This window comes from Saccharopolyspora rosea (assembly GCF_025643595.1).
GTDB classification, from domain to species: domain Bacteria; phylum Actinomycetota; class Actinomycetes; order Mycobacteriales; family Pseudonocardiaceae; genus Saccharopolyspora; species Saccharopolyspora rosea.
This window is the reverse complement of record NZ_CP102826.1, coordinates 1,634,981-1,655,463: the sequence shown is the minus strand read 5'-3', so window position 1 is coordinate 1,655,463 and position 20,483 is coordinate 1,634,981. Positions and strand designations below refer to the sequence as shown.

Annotated in this window: 17 protein-coding genes and 2 pseudogenes; 9 read left to right on the top strand and 10 right to left on the bottom strand. The window is 73.8% G+C overall.

Annotated elements, in window-relative coordinates; all coding sequences use genetic code 11:
* Nucleotides 1-44: 44 nt before the first annotated feature.
* The gene (locus NV263_RS08105) at nt 45-806 is read right to left on the bottom strand and encodes a VOC family protein (protein WP_263251944.1); all 762 of its coding nucleotides are present in this window, start codon (nt 804-806) and stop codon (nt 45-47) included.
* Between the two features lie 160 nt (nt 807-966).
* Here NV263_RS08105 and NV263_RS08100 point away from each other — a divergent pair, with 160 nt between their 5' ends.
* Together NV263_RS08100 and NV263_RS08095 are read left to right on the top strand one after the other, a co-directional pair.
* Entirely contained in the window at nt 967-2,925 is a 1,959-nt protein-coding gene (locus NV263_RS08100) for a hydantoinase/oxoprolinase family protein (protein WP_263251943.1), read from the top strand.
* Nucleotides 2,918-4,468 (top strand): hydantoinase B/oxoprolinase family protein, encoded by a 1,551-nt coding sequence (locus tag NV263_RS08095; protein WP_263251942.1) that lies wholly within the window; start codon nt 2,918-2,920, stop codon nt 4,466-4,468. Before NV263_RS08100 ends, NV263_RS08095 begins: the two co-directional genes overlap by 8 nt.
* A gap of 98 nt (nt 4,469-4,566) precedes the next feature.
* On the opposite strand, the gene NV263_RS08090 is transcribed toward NV263_RS08095, so the two are convergent.
* The 4 genes and pseudogenes from NV263_RS08090 to NV263_RS08080 all read right to left on the bottom strand — a co-directional run bounded on the left by NV263_RS08090 (nt 4,567) and on the right by NV263_RS08080 (nt 7,888).
* Nucleotides 4,567-5,226 carry a LysR family transcriptional regulator substrate-binding protein gene (locus NV263_RS08090; protein WP_263254119.1) on the bottom strand — a complete coding sequence of 220 codons (660 nt, stop codon included), beginning with the start codon at nt 5,224-5,226 and terminating at the stop codon, nt 4,567-4,569.
* 91 nt (nt 5,227-5,317) lie between these two features.
* Nucleotides 5,318-5,518: pseudogene (locus NV263_RS30650) on the bottom strand (helix-turn-helix domain-containing protein); the annotation flags it as partial.
* Nucleotides 5,519-5,613: 95 nt separating this feature from the next.
* Nucleotides 5,614-6,864, bottom strand: a complete 1,251-nt coding sequence (locus NV263_RS08085) for an MFS transporter (protein ID WP_263251941.1) — start codon at nt 6,862-6,864, stop codon at nt 5,614-5,616.
* Between the two features lie 151 nt (nt 6,865-7,015).
* Complete coding sequence (locus NV263_RS08080; RefSeq protein WP_263251940.1) at nt 7,016-7,888, bottom strand: hypothetical protein; 873 nt, start codon at nt 7,886-7,888, stop codon at nt 7,016-7,018.
* Nucleotides 7,889-8,138: 250 nt separating this feature from the next.
* Here NV263_RS08080 and NV263_RS08075 point away from each other — a divergent pair, with 250 nt between their 5' ends.
* The 6 genes and pseudogenes from NV263_RS08075 (at nt 8,139) to NV263_RS08055 (ending at nt 12,105) form a co-directional block, all read left to right on the top strand.
* Nucleotides 8,139-8,597 carry an XRE family transcriptional regulator gene (locus NV263_RS08075; RefSeq protein ID WP_263251939.1) on the top strand — a complete coding sequence of 153 codons (459 nt, stop codon included), beginning with the start codon at nt 8,139-8,141 and terminating at the stop codon, nt 8,595-8,597.
* Nucleotides 8,598-8,665: 68 nt separating this feature from the next.
* The gene (locus tag NV263_RS08070) at nt 8,666-9,196 is read left to right on the top strand and encodes a hypothetical protein (RefSeq protein ID WP_263251938.1); all 531 of its coding nucleotides are present in this window, start codon (nt 8,666-8,668) and stop codon (nt 9,194-9,196) included.
* 11 nt (nt 9,197-9,207) lie between these two features.
* A pseudogene (locus NV263_RS30645) lies at nt 9,208-9,939 on the top strand (MAB_1171c family putative transporter); the annotation flags it as partial.
* A gap of 61 nt (nt 9,940-10,000) precedes the next feature.
* Nucleotides 10,001-10,357 carry a DUF6545 domain-containing protein gene (locus tag NV263_RS30640; RefSeq protein WP_380757389.1) on the top strand — a complete coding sequence of 119 codons (357 nt, stop codon included), beginning with the start codon at nt 10,001-10,003 and terminating at the stop codon, nt 10,355-10,357.
* A complete protein-coding gene (locus NV263_RS08060) occupies nt 10,350-10,949 on the top strand; it encodes a phosphatase PAP2 family protein (protein WP_263251936.1) in 600 nt (199 codons plus the stop codon). Before NV263_RS30640 ends, NV263_RS08060 begins: the two co-directional genes overlap by 8 nt.
* A 181-nt stretch (nt 10,950-11,130) precedes the next feature.
* On the top strand, nt 11,131-12,105 hold the full coding sequence (locus NV263_RS08055) for an MsnO8 family LLM class oxidoreductase (RefSeq protein ID WP_263251935.1): 975 nt from the start codon (nt 11,131-11,133) through the stop codon (nt 12,103-12,105).
* A 2-nt stretch (nt 12,106-12,107) separates the two neighbouring features.
* Here the strand turns inward: NV263_RS08055 and NV263_RS08050 are convergent, their stop codons facing one another.
* Nucleotides 12,108-14,105, bottom strand: coding sequence for an APC family permease (locus NV263_RS08050; protein ID WP_263251934.1), 1,998 nt, complete (start codon nt 14,103-14,105; stop codon nt 12,108-12,110).
* A gap of 335 nt (nt 14,106-14,440) precedes the next feature.
* Here NV263_RS08050 and NV263_RS08045 point away from each other — a divergent pair, with 335 nt between their 5' ends.
* Nucleotides 14,441-15,142: a hypothetical protein gene (locus NV263_RS08045; protein ID WP_263251933.1), complete on the top strand. Its 702-nt coding sequence runs from the start codon at nt 14,441-14,443 to the stop codon at nt 15,140-15,142.
* A 33-nt stretch (nt 15,143-15,175) separates the two neighbouring features.
* Here NV263_RS08045 and NV263_RS08040 read toward each other — a convergent pair whose 3' ends face one another.
* The 4 genes from NV263_RS08040 to NV263_RS08025 all read right to left on the bottom strand — a co-directional run bounded on the left by NV263_RS08040 (nt 15,176) and on the right by NV263_RS08025 (nt 20,483).
* Nucleotides 15,176-16,270 (bottom strand): acetate/propionate family kinase, encoded by a 1,095-nt coding sequence (locus NV263_RS08040; protein WP_263251932.1) that lies wholly within the window; start codon nt 16,268-16,270, stop codon nt 15,176-15,178.
* Nucleotides 16,246-18,660, bottom strand: a complete 2,415-nt coding sequence (locus NV263_RS08035; RefSeq protein WP_263251931.1) for a phosphoketolase family protein — start codon at nt 18,658-18,660, stop codon at nt 16,246-16,248. The genes NV263_RS08040 and NV263_RS08035 overlap by 25 nt, the downstream gene beginning before the upstream one ends.
* A gap of 77 nt (nt 18,661-18,737) precedes the next feature.
* Nucleotides 18,738-19,775 (bottom strand): Gfo/Idh/MocA family oxidoreductase, encoded by a 1,038-nt coding sequence (locus tag NV263_RS08030; RefSeq protein ID WP_263254117.1) that lies wholly within the window; start codon nt 19,773-19,775, stop codon nt 18,738-18,740.
* 69 nt (nt 19,776-19,844) lie between these two features.
* Nucleotides 19,845-20,483, bottom strand: a complete 639-nt coding sequence (locus NV263_RS08025) for a response regulator (protein ID WP_263254115.1) — start codon at nt 20,481-20,483, stop codon at nt 19,845-19,847.

The window sequence follows — 20,483 nt, the reverse complement described above, 5'->3', positions numbered from 1 at the left end:
GACGGTAGGCAGCCCCGTTCCGGGCGGTCAAGACCGCGCGCGGGTCAACGGGTGCGCGAGGTGACCGCGAAGCGGGCGCCGAACGGATCGGTGACCACGGCGGTGCGGCCGCGGACCGCGGTGCGCGCGCCGTCGCAAGCACCGCCCGCCTCGGTCACCAGGCGCACCGCCTCGTCGACGTCGGCGACCTCGAACGTGGTGGTCCACGCGGATCCCGGGGCGCCCGGGGTGGCGAGGATGCCCGCGACCTCGTGGCCGTCCGGACGCCGCAGCGCGGTGCGGTCGAGCTCCGGCAGGTCCTCGTCGCGGTCCAGGGTCAGGCCGAACACCGCCGGGTAGAACTCGCGGGCCGGACCGGGCATCGGGGTGGCCAGGTCGTGGCGCAGCACCGCGCCCGGTTCGCCCACCACCTCGCTGCCGATGTGCTCCCTGCCCTGCCACAGGCCGAGGTGCGCGCCGACCGGATCGCGGACGATCGCCATCCGGCCCTGGTTCACGACGTCCACCGGTTCGGCCAGCACCGCGCCGCCCTCGTCGGCGATGCGCTTGGCCGCCTCGTCGCAGTCGTCGACGGCGAGGTAGACGTTCCACCAGCACGTCGTGGCCGTGTCGGGGTTCGGCGCCATCGCAGCCACCCGGCGGTCGCGCAGCAGGCACATCGTGTAGTGCCCCATCTCCGCCGGGCCGACGTCGAACTCCCAGCCGAACAGCGCACCGTAGAAGTCCATGGCCTGCTCCAGGTCCGGGACGCCCAGGTCGATCCAGGTCGGCGTGCCGTGCGGCTGGTTGGCGGTCACATCGCTCATCGCGTCCTCCACGCGTCCGGCGGATGTCGGCGGCACGATAATCGGCGACCTCGCCGACTCCCGCAGGCCGACCGCGAGCACCGCCGGCCTCGCCCGACGTCGACCGTTCGCACCCTGCCGGAGCACCCGCGCTGCGGGATGATGGGCGAGGGTGAGCGCGATGCCGGTTGGGGCGAGTGCCGGGGTGGACGTCGGCGGGACGTTCACGGACGTCGTGGTGCACGCCGAGGGGCGGCGACCGCGTGCGGTCAAGGTGCCGACGACCCCCGGCGACCAGGCCGAAGGCGTGTCCCGGGGGGTTCGCGAAGGGTTCCCGGACGGGGCGCTGCGACTGCTCCCGCACGGCAGCACCACGGCGACCAACGCCGTCCTGGAGCGCAGGATCGCGCGGGCCGTGCTGGTCACCACCGCCGGGTTCACCGACGTGCTGCAGATCGCGCGGCAGAACCGCCCCGCGCTCTACGACCTGTCCGCGACCCGGGCGGAACCGCTGGTGCCGCACGACCGCGTCGTGACCGTCGACGAGCGGATCGGAGCGGACGGCGAGGTGATCGTCGCGCTGCGGGACGCCGAGATCGACCGGGTCGTCGACCGCGTGCGGCGGCTGGAGCCCGGAGCGGTCGCGGTGAGCCTGCTGTTCTCCTACGTCGACGCCGAACACGAGCGGCGGCTGTGCGCGGCGTTGCAGGAGCTCGGCGTGCCGATCACCCGCTCCAGCGCGCTGCTGCCGGAATTCCGGGAGTTCGAGCGGGCGTCGACGTGCGTGCTCAACGCGGCCGTCGAGCCGGTCATGCGCCGGTACCTGTCCAACCTGAGCGCGCGGCTGCCCGAACCCACGATCACCGTGATGACCTCCAGCGGCGGCACCGCGGGCGTCGAGTTCGCCGCCGCGGCACCGGTGCACACGCTGCTGTCCGGCCCGGCCGCCGGGGTGGTGGCCGCCGGGGCGGTGGCGCGGGCCGCCGGGTTCGGCGACGCCATCGCCTTCGACATGGGCGGCACGTCGACCGACGTGTGCCTGGTGCGCGACGGGCGGCCGGAGGTGTCCACCTCCTCGGAGATCGCCGGCCTGCCGTTCCGCACCCCCGCGGTCGGCATCCACACCGTCGGTGCCGGTGGTGGGTCGATCGCGTGGGTGGACACCGGTGGCGCGCTGCGGGTCGGGCCGCACTCGGCGGGCGCCGAGCCGGGACCGGCCTGCTACGGCCTCGGCGGTGAGCAACCCACCGTGACCGACGCGCACTGCGCCCTCGGGCACCTCGACCCGGCGCGGGAGCTCGGCGGCGGACTGCGGCTGGACGTCGACGCGGCACGACGCGCCCTCGCCACGCTGCCCGAGTCGGCGGGCGGCGCGCGCGGAGTGCTCTCCGTGGTGCGGGCGACGATGGCGCGGGCGTTGCGCCGCGTCAGCACCGAACGCGGCGTCGACCCGTCCGGACTCGCGCTGGTCGCCTACGGCGGGGCGGGACCGCTGCACGCCACCGCGCTGGCGCGCGAACTCGGTTGCACCGCCGTCGTCGTGCCCCCTGCCCCCGGCGTGCTCAGCGCGCTCGGGCTGCTGCTCGCGCCGCCGCGCTACGAGTCCTCGCGCACCGTGCTGGCCGACGCCTCGGACGACCTCTCCGCGGCATGGCGCGAACTGTCCGACGACGCCCTCCGAGAACTGGAAAAGCAAGGCGCAACAGGGGAAATCACACTGTCCAGAGTGGCCGATGCGCGGTACGCGGGTCAGTCGCACGAACTGCGCGTGGACGTCCCGGACGACGCCGACATCGCCGAACTGCTGCACGACGCGCACCGGGAGTCCTACGGGTACGCGATGCGCGACGAACGGGTCGAGGTCGTCACGCTGCGGGTCGTGGCCCGCGGCGAACCCGTCCTGGACGCCCCGCCGCACGACTGGGACCAGGGCGAACCCGAGGACAAACCGGACCGCGCGATCGGTTTCGAGGACGGCGACGTGACCGCCCGGATCGTCTCGCGCGCCGCCCTGCGCCACGGCGACGAGATCCGCGGGCCCGCGCTCGTGGAGCAACCGGACACCACGACGCTGCTCGCACCCGACGAAGTGGCCACAGTGGACGATTCGGGGAATCTGGTGGTGCGGCTGCATGGCTGAACTGTCCCCTGTGGAGCTTGAGGTGTTCCGGCACGCGCTCGCCGGGATCGCCGACGAGATGGGCGTGGCGCTGCGACGCGCCTCCTACTCCCCCAACATCAAGGAGCGCGCCGACTGCTCGGCGGCCGTGTTCGACGCCGCGGGCGAGATGGTCGCCCAGGCCGAGCACATCCCGGTGCACCTCGGGGCGATGCCCGAGAGCGTGCGGGCGGTGCTCGACACCTGCGGCGAACTGCGGCCCGGTGACCAGGTGTGCGTCAACGACCCGTACCTCGGCGGCACGCACCTGCCCGACCTGACGATCGTGTCCGCGGTCGGCTACGGCGACCGGCTGCTGGGCTACGTGGCGAACCGCGCGCACCACGCCGACGTCGGCGGCGCCGCGCCCGGCTCGATGCCCGCGTCGGCCACCGAGATCGCGATGGAGGGCGTGCGGATCCCACCGGTGCGCGTCGCCGACGCCGACGGTGAGCGCGAGGACGTGGTGCGGCTCATCGCGGCGAACTCGCGGACCCCGCGCGAACGCCGGGGCGACCTGCGCGCCCAGTTCGCCGCCAACCACGTCGGCGCGGTGCGGATGCGCGAGCTCGCCGGGCGCATGGGTTCGGCGCGGCTGCGCCAGGCGATGGCGGCGGTGTGCGACTACTCGGACCGGCGGGTCCGCGCGGCGATCCGCGACATCCCGGACGGGCGGTACCACGGCGAGGACGTGCTGGAGATCGGTGACGGGGTGCGGATCAGGGCGTGCGTGGCGGTCTCCGGCGACGAGGTGACCGTCGACTTCGACGGCAGCGACCCGCAGATCCCGGTCAACTGCAACGCGGTCTTCGCGGTGACCATGTCGTCGACGATGTTCGTGTTCCGGATGCTCACCGACCCGGACGCACCGCCGAACGCGGGGTGCTACCGCGCGCTGCACGTCCGCGCGCCGGAGGGGTCCGTGGTGCACCCGACGTTCCCGGCGCCGACCGCGGCGGGCAACGTCGAGACCAGCCAGCGCATCGTCGACGTGCTGCTCGGCGCGTTCGCGCAGGCCATCCCGGACCGGGTGCCCGCGTCCGGGCAGGGGACGATGAACAACCTGCTCATCGGGGGCTCCGACCCGGCGTTCAGCTACTACGAGACGCTGGGCGGCGGCGAGGGCGGCACCCCGACGCGCCCGGGCATGTCCGGGGTGCACACCGGCATGACCAACACGCAGAACACCCCGGCCGAGGCCGTGGAGCTGGACTACCCGCTGCGCGTCTGGCGCTACGAGCTGCGCCCCTCCTCCGGCGGCGTCGGACGCCACCGCGGCGGCGACGGGCTGGTCCGCGAGATCGAGGTGCTCGCCGACTGCACCCTGACCATCCAGTCCGAACGGCGCGAACACCGCCCGCCGGGCGCGGCGGGCGGCGGCGACGGACAGGCCGGCCGCAACGTCCTGCTGCGCCCCGGCGAACCCGAGCGCGACCTCCCCGCCAAGGGCACCTGGTCGCTGCACCGCGGCGACCGGGTCCGCATCGAGACCCCGGGCGGGGGCGGCTGGGGGAGGCCCCGCTGAACCCGGAGCGTCCCGACGTGGCCGGGCTACCGGAGACCTCGTTCGGGACGAACAGGACGGCGTCGAACGGCACGTGGCGGTCGCGTCCTGGTGCCCGACTAGCGGGAGCGGTCGAGGCCGGAGAAGTCCGGCGGCCCGCATTCGGCGACGAGCGCGCGGACGGCGTCGTGGGCCGTGCTCGGGGTGCGGTCGGTGCGCCACCACAGGGCGACCTCGCGTCCGCTCGGGAGGTCGCTGATCGGGACGAGGTGCACACCGGCGGTGTTGGCCGTGGTCATGTCGAGCGCGTTGGTGACGCCGACGGCGATGCCCCGGCGCACCATGGCGACCATCGTCTGCGGCCGGTTGGTGTGGAAGACGACGTTCGGCGAGATCCCCGCCTGCTCGAACGCCAGGGGCGTCTGGTGGTGTTCGGGTCCGCTACCGGTGTTCTCCCCCACCGTGATCAGCGGCCGGTTCGCGAGGTCGGCGAGCCGGAACACGCCACCGATCGGCCGGGCGTCGGCGGCGACCACGGCGACCAGCGGTTCGTGCCACAGCGGGCGGCAGGTCAGCACGTCGCCGCCGGCGATCGGCAGCACCGGGCGGACCGCCAGGTCGAGCTCGCCGTGCCGCAACGCCGCCTCCAACTCCCGCGTCGACCCTTCGCACGGGACCAGTTCGACGCCCGGGAACCGCTGGGCCGCGCGCTCGAACAGGAACGGGAACAGGTGCGCGGCCGCGCTCGGGTACGCGCCGAGCCGGACCCGGCCGCGCAGCCCCGCGGGTGCGGCGGCCCGCCTCCTCGCTCGCGGCGCGCAGATGGCCGAGGATGCCGCGGGCGTGCGGCAGCAGGGCGCGACCCTCGGCGGTGAGCTCCACGGGGTGCCGGCGGGACCGGTCGAACAGCCGCACGCCCAGCGCGCGCTCCAGTTCCGCGACGTGCGTGCTGATCCGCGACTGCGACCGGTACAGCGCCTGGGCGGCCGCCGAGAAGCCGCTGTGCTCGGCCACCGACACGAAGCTGACGAACCAGTCGAGGCGGAACCGGTAGGCGTCGGCCGCTTTCACCGCAGCCGTCCCGTCTCGCGCGTCGGCACAGGCACCTCCCACCGCGGCGGCCGTCCTCAGCGCTAGATCATGACACCGCGCGGCGCCGGAAGAGGTCACCGTTTCGCCACGACCGGCCGCCGGTCGACGCCGACCGGTTCGCGCACCAGGACGGCGTAGCTGAGCGCCGCGACGACGGCGATGGCACCGGCCGCCAGCAGCGCGGCCACGAACGAACCGGTCCGCTCCACGATGACGCCGGTGATCAGCGGCGCGAACGCGCCCCCGAAGTAGCCGCCGAAGTTCTGCAGGCTGCCGAGCGAGGCGGTGATGCGCTCGTCGGCGACCACGGTCGCCAGCGACCAGGCACCGGCGCTGGCGCTGTTGATGAAGAACTGCGCCGCGCAGACGCACACCAGCGCCAGCGCGGTGCTCGCCGTGAGGGCGACCGGGACCGTGCACAGCCCGCCGACGACCAGTCCGCAGCAGATGGGCGCCTTGCGCGCGAGCGTGGTGCGAATCCCGCGCCGCACCAGCACATCTCCGACCGCTCCACCGCAGAACATGCCGAGCGTGCCCGCCAGGTACGGCAGCACGAGCGCGAAACCGGTCGCCGCGACGCTCATCCCGCGTTCGCCCTCCAGGTAGGCGGGCAGCCAGGTGAGGTACAGGTAGACGGAGTAGACGACGCCGCTGAAGCCGATGATCATGCCCCAGGTGGTGCGGTGCCGCAGCAGGCCGAGCCACTCCCGCACCGACACCCGGTCCGCGACGGGCTCCTCCCGGTCGTCGCGCCGGTCGCGGCACACCGCGAACCAGACCAGGGCGAGCACGACGCCGACCGCTCCGGCGACGACGAACATCCAGCGCCAGCCGAATCCGAGCATCAACCAGGTCAGCAGCGGCGGCCCGATCGCCGGTCCGAGCGTGGACGACATCTGGAACACCCCGGTCGGCGCGCCCCGCGAATCCCGGGGCCACCAGGTGGCGACCACCTTCGCCCCGCCCGGGTAGGCGGGCGCTTCGCCCAGGCCGAGGACCGCGCGGGCGGCGAGCAGCTGCTTGAAGCCGCCGACCAGTCCGCTCGCCGCCTGCGCCAGGGACCACAGCAGCAGCCCGCCGCCGAGCACCCTGCGCGGCCCGAACCGGTCGAGCAGCCCACCCGCGGGGAGCTGCCCGAACGCGTAAGCCCAGGAGAACACGGACAGCAGCAGCCCCATCGCGGCCGGTCCGACGCCGAAATCGTGCTGCACGGCGTGGTTTGCGATGGACAGCGTGCTGCGGTCCAGGTAGTTGACGATGCCGATGAGCAGCAGCAGGACCAGCAGTGCGGTCCGCATCCCGCGCAGCCTCCGCCGAGCGCGCATGCCCCACCTCCGCAGCCGACCGTCCGAAGTGGACGCGAGAGGCCCGCACCGGATCGACGCGCCGGTCCGGGAGCGCCAGGCGCCGACCCTACGCGGACCGGCCGCCGGCGGTGAAGCGCGGATTCCGCATGCGCGGCATCCGCTCCGCGGATCACGCCCCGCCTTCGCGGCGCCGCAGCTCGCGCTCGGCCGCGTCAACCTCGCGCTGCGCGCGTTCGCGGTGCTCCCGCGCCGCTTTCACCTCGCGCCGCTGCTGCCGCAACTCCGCTTCGGCGTGCCGGAGCCGCTCGCGCAGCTCCTCGCGGCGGTCGTCGGCGGCGCGCCGCGCGCGTTCGGCGCGTTCCAGCGCTTCGTCGGCCTCGCGCAACGATTCGGCGGCCTTGTCCGCCTGTTCGCGGGCCGCGCGGCGCTCCCGTTCGGCCTGGCGCGAGCGCTTCCGCGCGGTCTCCTCGTCGCGCCGGGTCCCGGTGCGGGTGCGGGTTCCGCGGGTGCGTTCGGGTGGCTGTTCGGCGGCGCGGCGGATCGCTTCGACGGACAGCTCGTCGAGGCCGAATCCGCTGTATTCCAGGGGTTTTTCCAGCGCGGCGGCGCGCACCCGGGCCCCGGCCTCGGGGTCGGAGAGGGCGGCGGTGAGGGTCTGCTCGACCTGGCGGCGCGCGCTCTCGGCGAGCGGGTGGCCCCGGTCGGCGGCCAGCGCGGCGGCTCGGTCGGTCAGCTCGGCCAGCGCGCGCGAGCGCTGGGCGGCGAGGTCGCGGAGCTCGGCGCCGCGCAGGTCGCGTTGGGCGGCGCGCAACCGGTCGCCGAGGTCGAGCAGTTCGGCGAGGCGATCCGCCTCCTCGACGGCGAGGAGGTTGACCGCCCAGGCCGCGGTGGTGGGTTTGCGCAGGGCGCGGACGCGTTCGGCGAGTTCTCCGGCGCCGCGTTCGCGGGCCAGCGCGACGAGTTCGCCGCGCCTGCGGACGAACTCGGCCGGGTCCGCGACGTGGAGGTCGCGCTCCGCGTCCTGCAGTTCCCGGTCGGCCACCGGCCCAACGTGCCACGCGTGCCGCGGGCCCGCGACGCGACCGAGCCCGGAGCACCCGGCACACCCCCACGTGCCGGTGCTCCGCCGCCCGCGCACCGAGCGCACTCACCCACCACGCGACCGCCGAAGATCGACGGCGGTGCGGCCTTCACTGTAAACACGCAACATCCCTTCCTGTCAACTCGCGAATACGCCGAGTGCTAGAGTCGCCAACGGACGTTGACAGCTGCACCGGGGGGCAGTGACACCCATGACCGACGAACCCGGCCGCACGTTCGCCGAACTGCTGCGGCACCTGATCGACACCGTGCACCCACCGGACCGCGGCCCGTACAGCTACCGGGAGATCGAGGCCGGCATCCGGGAGCACCCCGGCGCGATGACCGCCGCGCACGTCCAGCAGCTCGCCACCGGCAAGCAACCGAACCCGCGCAAGCACAACATCGAGGCGCTCGCGGCGTTCTTCGGCGTCCCGGCCGCGTACTTCTTCGACGAGGACGTCTCGCGCCAGGTGGACGCCGAGATCAGCGACATCATCGACTGGCGCAACACCGAGGAGGGCGTGCTGGCCCAGCGGCTCAACGAGCTGAGCCCGGCGCACCGAAACGCCGTCTCGGCGATGATCGACCACCTCGCCGCCTACGAGCAGCAGCCGCGCGGCCAGCGCCGCCGACGCAAACCGGCCCCCCACGAGCACATGGGACAATGACCTCGGCCGGGTCGGCTCCGTGGTGCGGCAGGCTCGTCCCGGCTCGGGGTGAAGGAGGCGGCGCGGCGGTGGACTGGGCTCGGGTGCGCGCCGACTGCCGCCTGCGCGTGGCGCACCTGCTGCGCGGCGTCGAACTGCCCAACCCGTGGGACGTCAACGAATTCCTCGACCGGCTGGAACGACACCGCGGCCGGGACATCGACCTGTGCGCGGTGGCCTGGACCGCCGGCGAGAGCACCGGTGCCTGGCAGCGGCGCGCCGACCACGACGTCATCGTCTACCCGGTGAACACCAGTCCGCTGCACCAGGACCACATCATCCTGCACGAGGTGGGCCACCTCGTCTCCGACCACAGCGGGCGGTGCGTGCTGTCGGTGCGGGAGGCGCAGCGGCGGGCCCCGCACCTCGCGCCCGCCGCGTTCGCGCACCTGCTCGACCGGGCGGCGGTGCAGGCCGAGGAGCACGAGGCGGAGACGATCGCGACGATGCTGCTGGCCCGGATCACCCGCCAGCGACGGCGGCGTCGGCCCTTCCCACCGCCGGACGCGCCCACCGAGGCGACGGTGACCAGGCTGAACTCGGTCTTCGACCAACCGTGAAACTTGCTCGTATGGCGAGTGTCGTGTTGTGGTCGGCGGGACTGGTCGCAGTGCTGCTGTCCGGTCACCGGCTGTACCGGGCGCGGCGGCACCTCACCCCCGGCGTGCTGTACCTGTGCTCGGCCGTGAGCTGCGTGGGCGTGTCCGCGGCGCTCGCGGCACCGGGCACGCTCACCGCCACGCTGCGCCTCGAACCGTTCCCCGGCGCGACCCGCCTGGTGGCCAACGGGTTCGCCATGGCGTCCGCGTTCTGCGTGCACGGACTGCTGATCAACCTGGTGTCCGAACGCGACCGGGCGCGGCGGGCGGTGCGCCGCCAGCTGGTGCTCCTCGTCGTCGCGTTCGCGGTGCTGGCCGGCTTGCTGGTCGCCGCGCCGATCCGGTCCACATCGGACTTCGTGGCCCGTTACGCCCGGGAACCCGCCGTGGTCGGCTACGTGCTGCTGTTCTGCGCCTACATCGCGTGGAGCCTCGGCAACTTCGTGCGGCTGATCCAGCACCACCGCCGCTACAGCGACCGGCCGTTGATGCGGGTCGGACTGGCGATCGCGCAGGTCGGCACCGCGGTCGGGACGGTGTGGGCGGTGTGGAAGAGCGTCGCGGCGCTCGTGGTCCTCGCCACCGGGCGCCGCCTGACCGTCGAGGGACCGGTCTCCGCGGTGCTGTCGGCGGCGTGCGTCGCGCTCATCGCGGTCGGCGTCACGTTGCCGACGTGGTTCCCGCTGCTGGCCCGACCGGTCGGGTGGCTGCGCGCGGCGGGCGCACCGGGCGCTGGAACCGCTGTGGCGCGCGCTGCGCGAGGCGATGCCGCGGATCAGCACGCCGGAGGCGGACGGCGACGCGCACTGGCGGCTGGCGCGGCGACTGGTGGAGATCCGCGACGGCCTGCTGCTGCTCGCCCCCTACCGGGACCCGGCGCTGGACGCCGAGCTGCGCACCGCCTCCGCGGACCCCGCGGTGGTGGAGGCCGCCCGGGTCGCCGCCGCGCTGAGCGCCCACCGGCGGGGCGCGCCGCCCCGGCCAGACCCGCCCGAACCTCCTGCCGTCCAAGCCGCCGACGTCGCCTCGGAAACCGCCTGGCTGCGGCGCGTCGCGCGCGCCTACCACCGTTCACCGGTCGTCGCCCGGTACCGCCGGGCCGGGAAGGAGTCACGTGCTTGAGCGCACCGGCCGGGCCGAGCTGTGCGCCCGGGTGATCACCGAGGTGCTGGCCCCGTGGGTCATCGTGCTGCTGCTGCCGCTCGCCGTGGCGTGGCAGGCCACCCGCTCCCTGGGCCCCGCCCTCGGCTGGGGCCTGTGGGTCGCGTTGACCAGCAGCGTCCTGCCGATGGTGGTGATCGTCCGGGGTGCCCGCCGCGGGCGCTGGGACGGGCACCACGTGCGCGACCGGGAGGGGCGGTTGGTGCCCTTCCTCGTGCTCATCGCGCTCAGCTGCGCGGGTCTGGCGGTGCTGCTGGTCGGTGGCGCACCGTGGCCGGTGGTGGCCCTGGACATCGCGATGATCGCGAGCCTGCTGGTGACCGGGGCGATCACCGCGAAGTGGAAGATCTCGATGCACACGGCGGTCGCGGCCGGTGCCGTGGTGATCCTGGCGGTGAGCTGGGGCCCGCTGTGCTGGGCGCTGTTGCTGCCGGTCGCGGCCGTCGGCTGGTCCCGGGTGCGCCTGGGCGACCACACCCCGGCCCAGACCACCGTCGGCGCCGTCGTCGGCGCCCTCGTCGGCGGCGGCCTGTTCGCCCTGCTGACCGGCTGAGAGCCCGTCTTCGAACTCGTTGTGCGAGGCGGTGCCGGTGGCAGAAACGGCAGCGCCCCGCCCGTCACCCGACCCCCGACGAGGCGCTGACGCGCCGCGGTCACGTCGACTGCGCAAGCCCCTCTTGATGTTCGAGCCCCGTGCCGCGGAATCTCGCCGCGCTCCGCGCGTTGCACCGGACGTGACGTTGCCTCTGTCGGTGCTGGACCGGTCGCACGTCCTGCGTGGGCGGCCGGCGCAGGAAGCGGTGCGGGAGACCGTGCGGTTCGCGCAGCGCATCGAGGAGGCCGGGTACCACAGGTTCTGGGTGGCCGAGCACCACGGTGTCCCCGGCGTCGCCGGGGCGGCGCCGACCGTGCTGGCCGCCGCGGTGGCCGCGGCGACGTCGCGGATCCGCGTCGGCACCGGCGGTGTGATGCTGCCCAACCACCGGCCGCTCGTGGTCGCCGAGCAGGTCGGCGTGCTCGCCTCGCTGTTCGGCGACCGCATCGACCTGGGACTGGGCCGGTCCGTCGGCTTCACCGGCGACGTGCGCCGCGCCCTCGGCGCCGACCGGGAGACCGCGGCGCGGTTCGGCGACCAGCTCGCCGAACTGCTCGGGTACTTCACCGGGGACGGGCCGGTGCGCGCGGTCCCGGCCGCGGGCCTGTCCGTGCCGGTGTTCGTGCTGGCCACCGGGTCCGGCGCGGACACCGCCGCCGACTTCGGGCTGCCGCTGGTGATCGCCCCGGTGCGCGGCGAGTCCCGGCTGGTCGCCGCGATCGAGCGCTACCGCGAGCGCTTCCGCCCGTCCCCGGCGAATCCGGAACCGCACGTGGTGGTCGCGCGATCGGTCGCGGTCGCCGACAGCACCGAGCAGGCGCGCCGCCTGCTCGTGCCGGAGGCGTGGGCGCAGGCGTACTCGCGCACCCGCGGCGAGTTCCCGCCGCTGGAACCGCCGGAGGACGTGCTGTCCCGGGCCATGACCGACCGCGAGCGGCTGCACTTCGAACGCGCGTTGGAAGGCCACCTGGCGGGCACCGAGGACGAGGTGGCGAACGAGCTCGGCGACCTCGTCACCCGCACCGGGGCCGACGAGCTGCTGGTCACGACGACCGGCCACGACCAGTCCGAACGCCTGGACTCCTACCGCCGCCTCGCCGCGCTCGTCGGCTGACGTCAGCTGGACGGCGGGACGAAGCCGCGGCGCAGCCGCCCGGGCCCCGGCCGGGGCCGGTCGATCTCGCGGAGGTGGCTGGAGTGCAGCTGCCAGGGCACGGAGACGACCATGACGCCGGGTTCGAACCGCAGCCGCCAGCTCAGGCGCAGCGAGCTCTGGTTGTGCAGCAGGTTCTCCCACCAGTGCCCGACCACGTACTCCGGGATGTAGACGCACACCAGGTCGCGCGGGCCGCTGCGGCGGATCCGCTTGACGTAGTCGACGACCGGGCGGGTGATCTCCCGGTACGGGGACTCCACCACCTTCAGCGGCACCTGGATGTCGCGGCGCTCCCACTCCCCCTCCAGCACCCGGGTGTCGGCGTCGTCGACGTTGACGGTCAGCGCGGTGAGGCTGTCCGGCCGGTTGGCGCGGGCGAACGCCAGCGCCCGCAGCGTCGGTTTGTGCAGCGTGGACACCAGCACCACGGCGTGCACCCGGCTCGGCAGCGTCGGGCCGTCCGCCTCGGGTTCCAGCTCGCGGCGGACCTCGACGTAGTGCCGGTGGATGCCGCGCATCAGCGCGAACAGCGCCGGTACCGCGATCACCACCAGCCAGGCGCCGTGGTCGAACTTGGTGACCAGGACGACCGCCAGCACCACAGCGGTCATGCAGGCGCCGAGCGCGTTGATGGCCCGGGCCCGGTGGATCCGCCGCCGTCGGGCCTGGTCGTCGGTCTCCCGCAGCTCGGCGTTCCAGTGCCGGACCATGCCGATCTGGCTGAGCGTGAACGAGGTGAACACGCCCAGGATGTACAGCTGGATCAGCCGGGTCACCGAACCCTCGAACACCGCGAGCAGCAGGATCGCGATCAGCCCGAGCAGGATGATGCCGTTGGAGTGCACCAGCCGGTCGCCCCGGGTGTGCAGCTGGCGCGGCAGGTACCGGCGTTGCGCGAGGAGCGAGCTGAGCAGCGGGAACCCGTTGAACGCGGTGTTCGCCGCGAGCACCAGGATCAGGATGGCGCCCGCCTGCACGACGTAGAACATCGGGCTGCCACTGCCGAACACCGCTGCGGCGAGCTGCGCGATCACCGTGCGCTGCCCCTCGGCGTGGCAGTCGCCGCGGAATCCGATGAGGTCGCACGGGTCCTCGGCGATGCGCACGTGGCTGATCAACGCCAGCGCGGTCACCCCGCTGAACAGGCCGATCGCCAGCACTCCCATGATCAGCATGGTGCGCCCGGCGTTGACGTCCTTGGGGCGGCGGAACGCGGGGACGCCGTTGGAGATCGCCTCCACCCCGGTCAGCGCGGTGCACCCGGAGGAGAACGCCCGCAGCAGCAGGAACACCAGGGCCAGACCGGTGAGGTCGAACTCGGTCGGCCGGATGCCGTATCCGGCGCTGTCGGCCACCGGCGGGTGGCCGACGGCGGTTTGCGCCAGGCCGACCACGATCGTCACGCCGAGCCCGACGACGAACAGGTAGGTCGGCACCGCGAACGCGCGCCCCGACTCGCGCACCCCGCGCAGGTTGACCGCGCTCAGCAGGACCACGAGCAGGACGTTCACCACGACCCGGTGCTGGTAGAGCTCGGGCACGGCCGACACGAGGTTGTCGACGCCCGCCGCCACGGACACGGCGACGGTCATCACGTAGTCGACCATCAGGGCGGCGGCCACCACCAGGCTCGCGTTGCGGCCCAGGTTGCGCGCCACCACCTCGTAGGACCCGCCCCCGCCGGGATAGGCGTGCACCACCTGCCGGTAGGAGGCGACCACCAGCGCCAGCAGCACCACCACGGCGACGCCGACCCACGACGCCAGGTACAGGTAGGCCAGCCCGCCCGCGGACAGCACGAGCAGGATCTCCTGCGTCGCGTAGGCCACCGAGGACAGCGGGTCGCTGGCGAAGATCGGCAGCGCCAGCCGCTTCGGCAGCAGCGTCTCCTGGAGGCGGTCGGTCCGCACCGGCCGCCCCAACACCAGTCGCTTGATCAGCTGCACCGATGAGGCCACGGCCACAGGCTAGGCGCGTTCGCAACGCCCGGCCCGCGCGCGCCGCCAGGCTCCCCCGGTGAGCGCCCGTCTTCGAACCCGGTCCCGGAACGCTCGCTCGCGCGGTCGGCACCGCCGCGGGGCCTCCGGCTGTCGCCGCGGCGTCCGGGGGCAGGTCGGCGTCTCGCGAGGACGGCCCCGGCGTGGTACGCGAGTGGTCCATGATGTCGGGGCTCGGTGGAGTCGCGCGCGGCGCCTCCGCGGACGGTTCTCGGGTGTCCGCTCCAGCCACCGGCACCGCCGCGCACGACGAGCACCGAAGACAGGCTCCACGTCGACAGTCCACAGGAGACATCGTGACTTCGTCCGCCGTCCTGCACGCCCGAGTCCGGGAATGCGACCGGCTGCTGCCCAGGCCCGGCAGCGTGCCGTCCTCGACGCTGCCGACCGTGCCGTGGCGGGAGTTCTGCGACCCGTCCGGACCGTGGCTGGCGCGCTGCGTCGAGGAGTGGCAGGAACGCGGCGGTTTCCGGCACCGGCGGGCCGGGATCGTGCTGGTCGCGTTCCGGTTCGGCTGGCTGGCCTGCTGCGCGACCGTGCCGGAGTGCCACCTCGGCGCACCGGTCCCCGCCCTCGACGACCTGCGCGTCGCGGTCACCGACGAGGGCCGGTTGGCGGGCCTGCGGCCGACGGCCGAACCGCTGGGGTCGCCGTCGCCGCAGCAGTGGTGGCGGCAGGTCGAGGCGGCGTTCGCGCCGCTGACCGAGGGACTGCACGCCCTCGGCGGCCCGGCCCCGGACAGCCACGAGTACTGGGGCAACCCAGTCGGCCTGCTCGGCGCGGTGCTGTGGCGGCTGGACTGCGCGGGCCTGCCCGGCGACGCGGTGGCCACCGCCCGCGCCCTGCGCGCGGCGACCGGACGCGAGCACCTCCTGGACATCGACGCACACCGGGTGCCGTGGGCGCGCCGCAACACCTGCTGCCAGTGGTGGCGCGCGAACGGCACCGGCTACTGCTCCGAGTGCGTGCTCTGGAACTCGGCCGCACGCCGCGCTTGAGAGCCCGTCTTTGAACTCGTTGTGCCGCCCGGGTCACCCGCTCAAGGCGGCCCGCGTCTGCCGGGCGATCTCCAGGTCCTCGCGGGCCTGGACGACCGCCACCCGGACGCGGGCGCCCGGGGCGCCGATGTCGGTGTCGCCGTCAGCCGCCGCGTTGCGCGCCGGGTCCACCGCGACACCGGCGCACTCCAGGGCCGCGCACACCGCCGACCGCACCGGCGGCTGGTGCTCGCCGACGCCGCCGGTGAACACGACGAGGTCGAGACCGCCGAGCACGGCGAGCATCGCCCCGGCGTGCCGGACGAGGCTGTGCAGGTACACGTCGAGGGCCAGCGCGGCGTCGCGGTCCCCGCCGTCGCGCGCCGCGAACACGTCGCGCAGGTCGCCGGAGCCCGACAACCCGGCGAGCCCGCCGCGCGTGGCCAACGCGTCGAACAGGTCCGCGACGGGCATCCCCTTCACCGTCAACAGGAAGCCGAGCAGGCCCGGGTCCACCGACCCGCTGCGGCTGGCCATCACCAGCCCCTCCTCCGGCGTGAACCCCATCGTGGTGTCCACGGACCGGCCGTCGCGCACCGCGGCCAGCGACGCCCCGGCGCCGAGGTGGCAGCTCAGCACCCGCCCTCGGCCGGGCACCAGCCCGGTCGCATGGGCGCCGCGCACCGACGCGTACGCGTGCGAGAGGCCGTGGAAGCCGTACCGGCGCAGCGACCACTTGCGGTTCCACTCGCGCGGCAGCGCGTAGGTCGCCGCGGCGGCCGGGAGCGTCGCGTGGAAGGCCGTGTCCACGCACGCCACCGACGGTGTGCCCGGAGCCGCGCGCCGCGCCGCGCGGATGCCCGCCAGCGCTCTCGGCTGGTGCAGCGGGGCGAGTTCGGTCAGCGAGTCCAGGTACTGCGCCACGTCGTCGTCGACCACCGCGGCCGCCGACATGCGGGTGCCGCCGTGCACCACCCGGTGCCCGATGGCGTCGGCGCCGTGCTCGACGAGGAACGCCCGGATCGGCTCGGCGTCGCCGTCCCAGCGCTCCAGCTCCTGTTCGACGGTGAGGACCTCGCCGTCGAGCAGGCGGAGCTTCAGGCTGCTGGACCCGGCGTTGACCGTCAGGACCCGAGCCGGCCCGGCCACGTCCACTCCTGGATCTCCGGCATGTCCTCGCCGTGCGCGGACACGTACTGGCGGTGCTCGATGAGCTTGCTCTTCAACGCCTCCCGCGCGTACGCGGCACGCGGCCCGAGCCGCGGCACCCGGTCGATGACGTCGATGGCCAGGTGGAACCGGTCGATCTCGTTGAGCACGCACATGTCGAACGGCGTGGTCGTGGTGCCCTCCTCCTTGTACCCGCGCACGTGGATGTTGGCGTGGTTGTGCCGCCGGTACGTCAGCCGGTGGATCAGCCAGGGATAGCCGTGGAAGGCGAAGATGACCGGCCGGTCGCGGGTGAACAGGCTGTCGAACGCGGTGTCGGACAACCCGTGCGGGTGCTCCCGCTCCTCCTGCAGGCGCATCAGGTCCACCACGTTGACCACCCGCATGCGCAGGTCCGGGAAGTCGTGGCGGAGGTGGTCCACGGCGGCGAGCGTCTCCATGGTCGGCACGTCCCCGGCGCAGGCCATCACCACGTCGGGGTCGCCGCTCTGGTCGCTGCTGGCCCAGTCCCAGATCCCGATGCCCTTGGTGCAGTGCACGATCGCCGCGTCCATGTCGAGGTACTGCGGCTCGGGCTGCTTGCCCGCCACCACGACGTTGATGTAGTCGCGGCTGCGCAGGCAGTGGTCGGCCACCGACAGCAGCGTGTTGGCGTCCGGCGGCAGGTAGACCCGCACGATCTCGGCCTTCTTGTTCACCACGTGGTCGATGAATCCCGGGTCCTGGTGCGAGAAACCGTTGTGGTCCTGGCGCCACACGTGCGAGGTCAGAAGGTAGTTCAGCGACGCGATCGGCGCCCGCCACGGCAGCTGGTTGCTGACCTTCAGCCACTTGGCGTGCTGGTTGACCATCGAGTCCACGATGTGCGCGAACGCCTCGTAGCAGGAGAAGAACCCGTGCCTGCCGGTGAGCAGGTACCCCTCCAACCAGCCCTGGCAGGTGTGCTCGGACAGGATCTCCATCACCCGCCCGTCCGGGGCCAACGACTCGTCACCGGGTTCGGTCTCGGCAACCCAGGCCCGGGTGGTCGCCTCCAGCACGGCGTCCAGCCGGTTGGAGTTGTTCTCGTCCGGCGCGAAAACCCGGAAGTTCTGCCTGTTGCGGCGCACCACGTCGCGCAGGAAACCGCCGAGCACCCGCGTCGCCTCCGCGGTCTCGGCACCCGGTCGCGCCACCGGGACCGCGTAGTCGCGGAAGTCCGGCATCCGCAGCGCGCGCAGCAGCCGCCCTCCGTTGGCGTGCGGGTTGGCGCTCATCCGCCGGATCCCGACGGGGCTGTGCTCCCGGATCGGCGGGACCGGGGCGCCGTCGTGGTCGAACAGCTCGGCCGGTTCGTAGCTGAGCAGCCAGGACTCCAGCTGGGCGAGGTGTTCCGGGTTCCGGCGCGGGTCGGAGAGCGGGATCTGGTGCGACCGCCACGTCCCCTCCACCCGCTTTCCGTCCACTGTGGCTGGTCCGGTCCAGCCCTTCGGGGTGCGCAGCACGATCATCGGCCAGCGCGGCCGGCGCTGGATGCCGTCCCGGCGGGCCCGCCGCTGGACCGCGGCGATGCCGTCCAGGCAGCGGTCCAGCGTCGCGGCGAACAGGTGGTGCATCGACCCGGGGTCCGAACCGGCCACCACGAACGGTTCGTAGCCGAAACCGCGCAGCGTGCTCAGCAGTTCCTCCTCCGGGATCCGCGCCCACACCGTCGGGCTGGCGATCTTGTACCCGTTGAGGTGCAGGATCGGCAGCACCGCCCCGTCGGTGGCCGGGTCGAGGAACTTGTTCGACTGCCAGCCGGCCGCCAGCGGTCCCGTCTCCGCCTCACCGTCGCCGACGACGCAGGCCACCACCAGCTCCGGGTTGTCGAGCGCGGCGCCGAAGGCGTGCGCGAGCGAGTACCCCAGCTCGCCGCCCTCGTGGATCGACCCCGGCGTCTCCGGCGCCACGTGGCTGGGCACCCCACCGGGGAAGGAGAACTGGGTGACCAGCCGGACCAGTCCGTCGTGGTCCTGCGCGACGTCCGGGTAGACCTCGCTGTAGGTGCCCTCCAGCCACGCGGCGGCGATCAGCCCCGGACCGCCGTGGCCCGGTCCGATCACGTACATCATGTCCAGGTCCCGGGTCCGGATGGCGCGGTTGAGGTGCGCGTAGACGAAGTTCAGCCCGGGCGTGGTGCCCCAGTGGCCGAGCAGGCGCGGCTTGACGTGCTCCGGGCGCAGCGGTTCCCGCAGCAGCGGGTTGCCCATCAGGTAGATCTGCCCGACGGACAGGTAGTTCGCCGCGCGCCACCACATGTCCAGCCCGTCGAGCTCCTGGGCGCTCAGGTGCTCGGTCGCCGCGGGCGTCGTCGCCCAGGACGCCTGGGTTCCGGTGGTCTCCGCCATCCCGCTCTCCTCCGCCGTCGACCTCAGGTCTCAGCGTGGGAGTCGGCGGGCCACCGTGCCAGTCGTGCGACCGCCGATCAGATCAGCCGTTCCACCGTGACCTCGGCCGCCGACCGGCGGGCCGCGGCGATGATGTCGAGCGCGGTCACCGCGTCGGACGGGTCGACCGGGGCGGGCGCGCCGTCCCGGAGCGCGCGCACCACCCCGGCGTAGAAGTCCTGGTAGGCACCGCGCTCGGTGGGCACCTGCCGGGTTTCTCCGGCGAGGACCAGTTCGCCGCGCTGCCCGGCGGGTTCGCGGCCCCAGTCCGCGTCGTCCGGACGGCGCCCGGCGCGCAGGTCCGCCTCCTGCGGATCCGTGCCGTGCTTGGTGAACGCCCCGTTCTCGCCCAACAGCCGGAACCGCGGCCCTTCCTGCGCGGCGACCTTGCTCATCCACAGGTGCGAGCGCACGCCGTTGGAGTGGGTGAGCGCGACGAAGGTGTCGTCGTCGGCCCGCACCCCCGGCCTGCGCCGGTCGATCTCGGCGTAGACCGCCGCGACCGGGCCGAACAACCGCAGCGCCTGGTCGATGAGGTGGCTGCCGAGGTCGTAGAGCAACCCGGCGACGTCCTCGGCACCGCCCGAGTCGCGCCAGGTGGGCTTCGGGGTCGGCGACCAGCGCTCGATGCGGGACTCGAAGCGGTGCACCCGGCCGAGTTCGCCGGAGTCCACCAGCCCGGCGACGGTGCGGAAATCGCCGTCCCACCGCCGGTTCTGGTACACGGTCAGCAGCAGGCCCCGGGACTTCGCGTGCTCGACGAGCTGCCGGGCCTCCAGCGACGTGGGCACGAACGGCTTGTCCACCACCACCGGCAGTCCCGCGTCCAGCACGGCGAGCGCCTGCTCGTAGTGGAACCGGTTCGGGGTGGCGAGCACGACCAGGTCCAGGTCCGCGGACCGGGCCAGCAACGCCTCGAAGTCCTCGACCACGGCGACGCCCGGGTGCTCGGCCTCCGCCTGCGCCCGCCGCTCCGGGTTCCCGGTCACCACCACGTCCAGCCGCAGGTCCGGGTCGGCGGCCAGGAACGGCGCGTGGAACACCGCCCCCGCCAACCCGTAGCCGACAAGTCCCACTCGCACCGGTTCACCACGCACCACCCCATTACACCAACCCGGCTCCCGGCGCGGTGGGCCCGGCAGCGGCTACGCCGAGGCGCGGGGGTCCTGCCCCGGGCAGACCAGGCCGGTTTCGTAGGCGGTGATGACCAGCTGGGTGCGCGAGTTCAGGTGCAGCTTCTGCATCATGTGGTAGACGTGCGACTTCACGGTCAGTTCGGCGAGGCCGAGGTTGCGCGCGATCTCCGCGTTGGACCCGCCCCGGGCCACCTCCAGCAGCACGTCCAACTCCCGATCGGTGAGCCGGCTGAGCTCGCTGCGCGCGTCCCGCACGCCCAGCGACGCGAACCGGCGCAGCAACCGCTTGGTGACGCGGGGGGCGAGCAGCGCCTCCCCGGCCGCGACCGTGCGCACCGCCCGGACCAGCTCCTCCGGCCCGGCGTCCTTGAGCAGGAACCCGCTGGCCCCGGCGCGCAACGCGGCGTAGACGTGCTCGTCCAGGTCGTGCACGGTCAGCATGATCACGGCGGTGTCCCCGCCGGTGGCCTCGATGATCTCGGCGGCCGCGGTGATGCCGTCCTTGCCGGGCATCCGCACGTCCATGAGCACCACGTCGGGGCGCCTGCGGCGCACCGCGGCCACCGCCGAGTCGCCGTCGGCGGCCTCGGCCAGCACCCGCAGGCCCGGCTCGGCGGACACCAGCGCCACCAGGCCCGCCCGGATCAT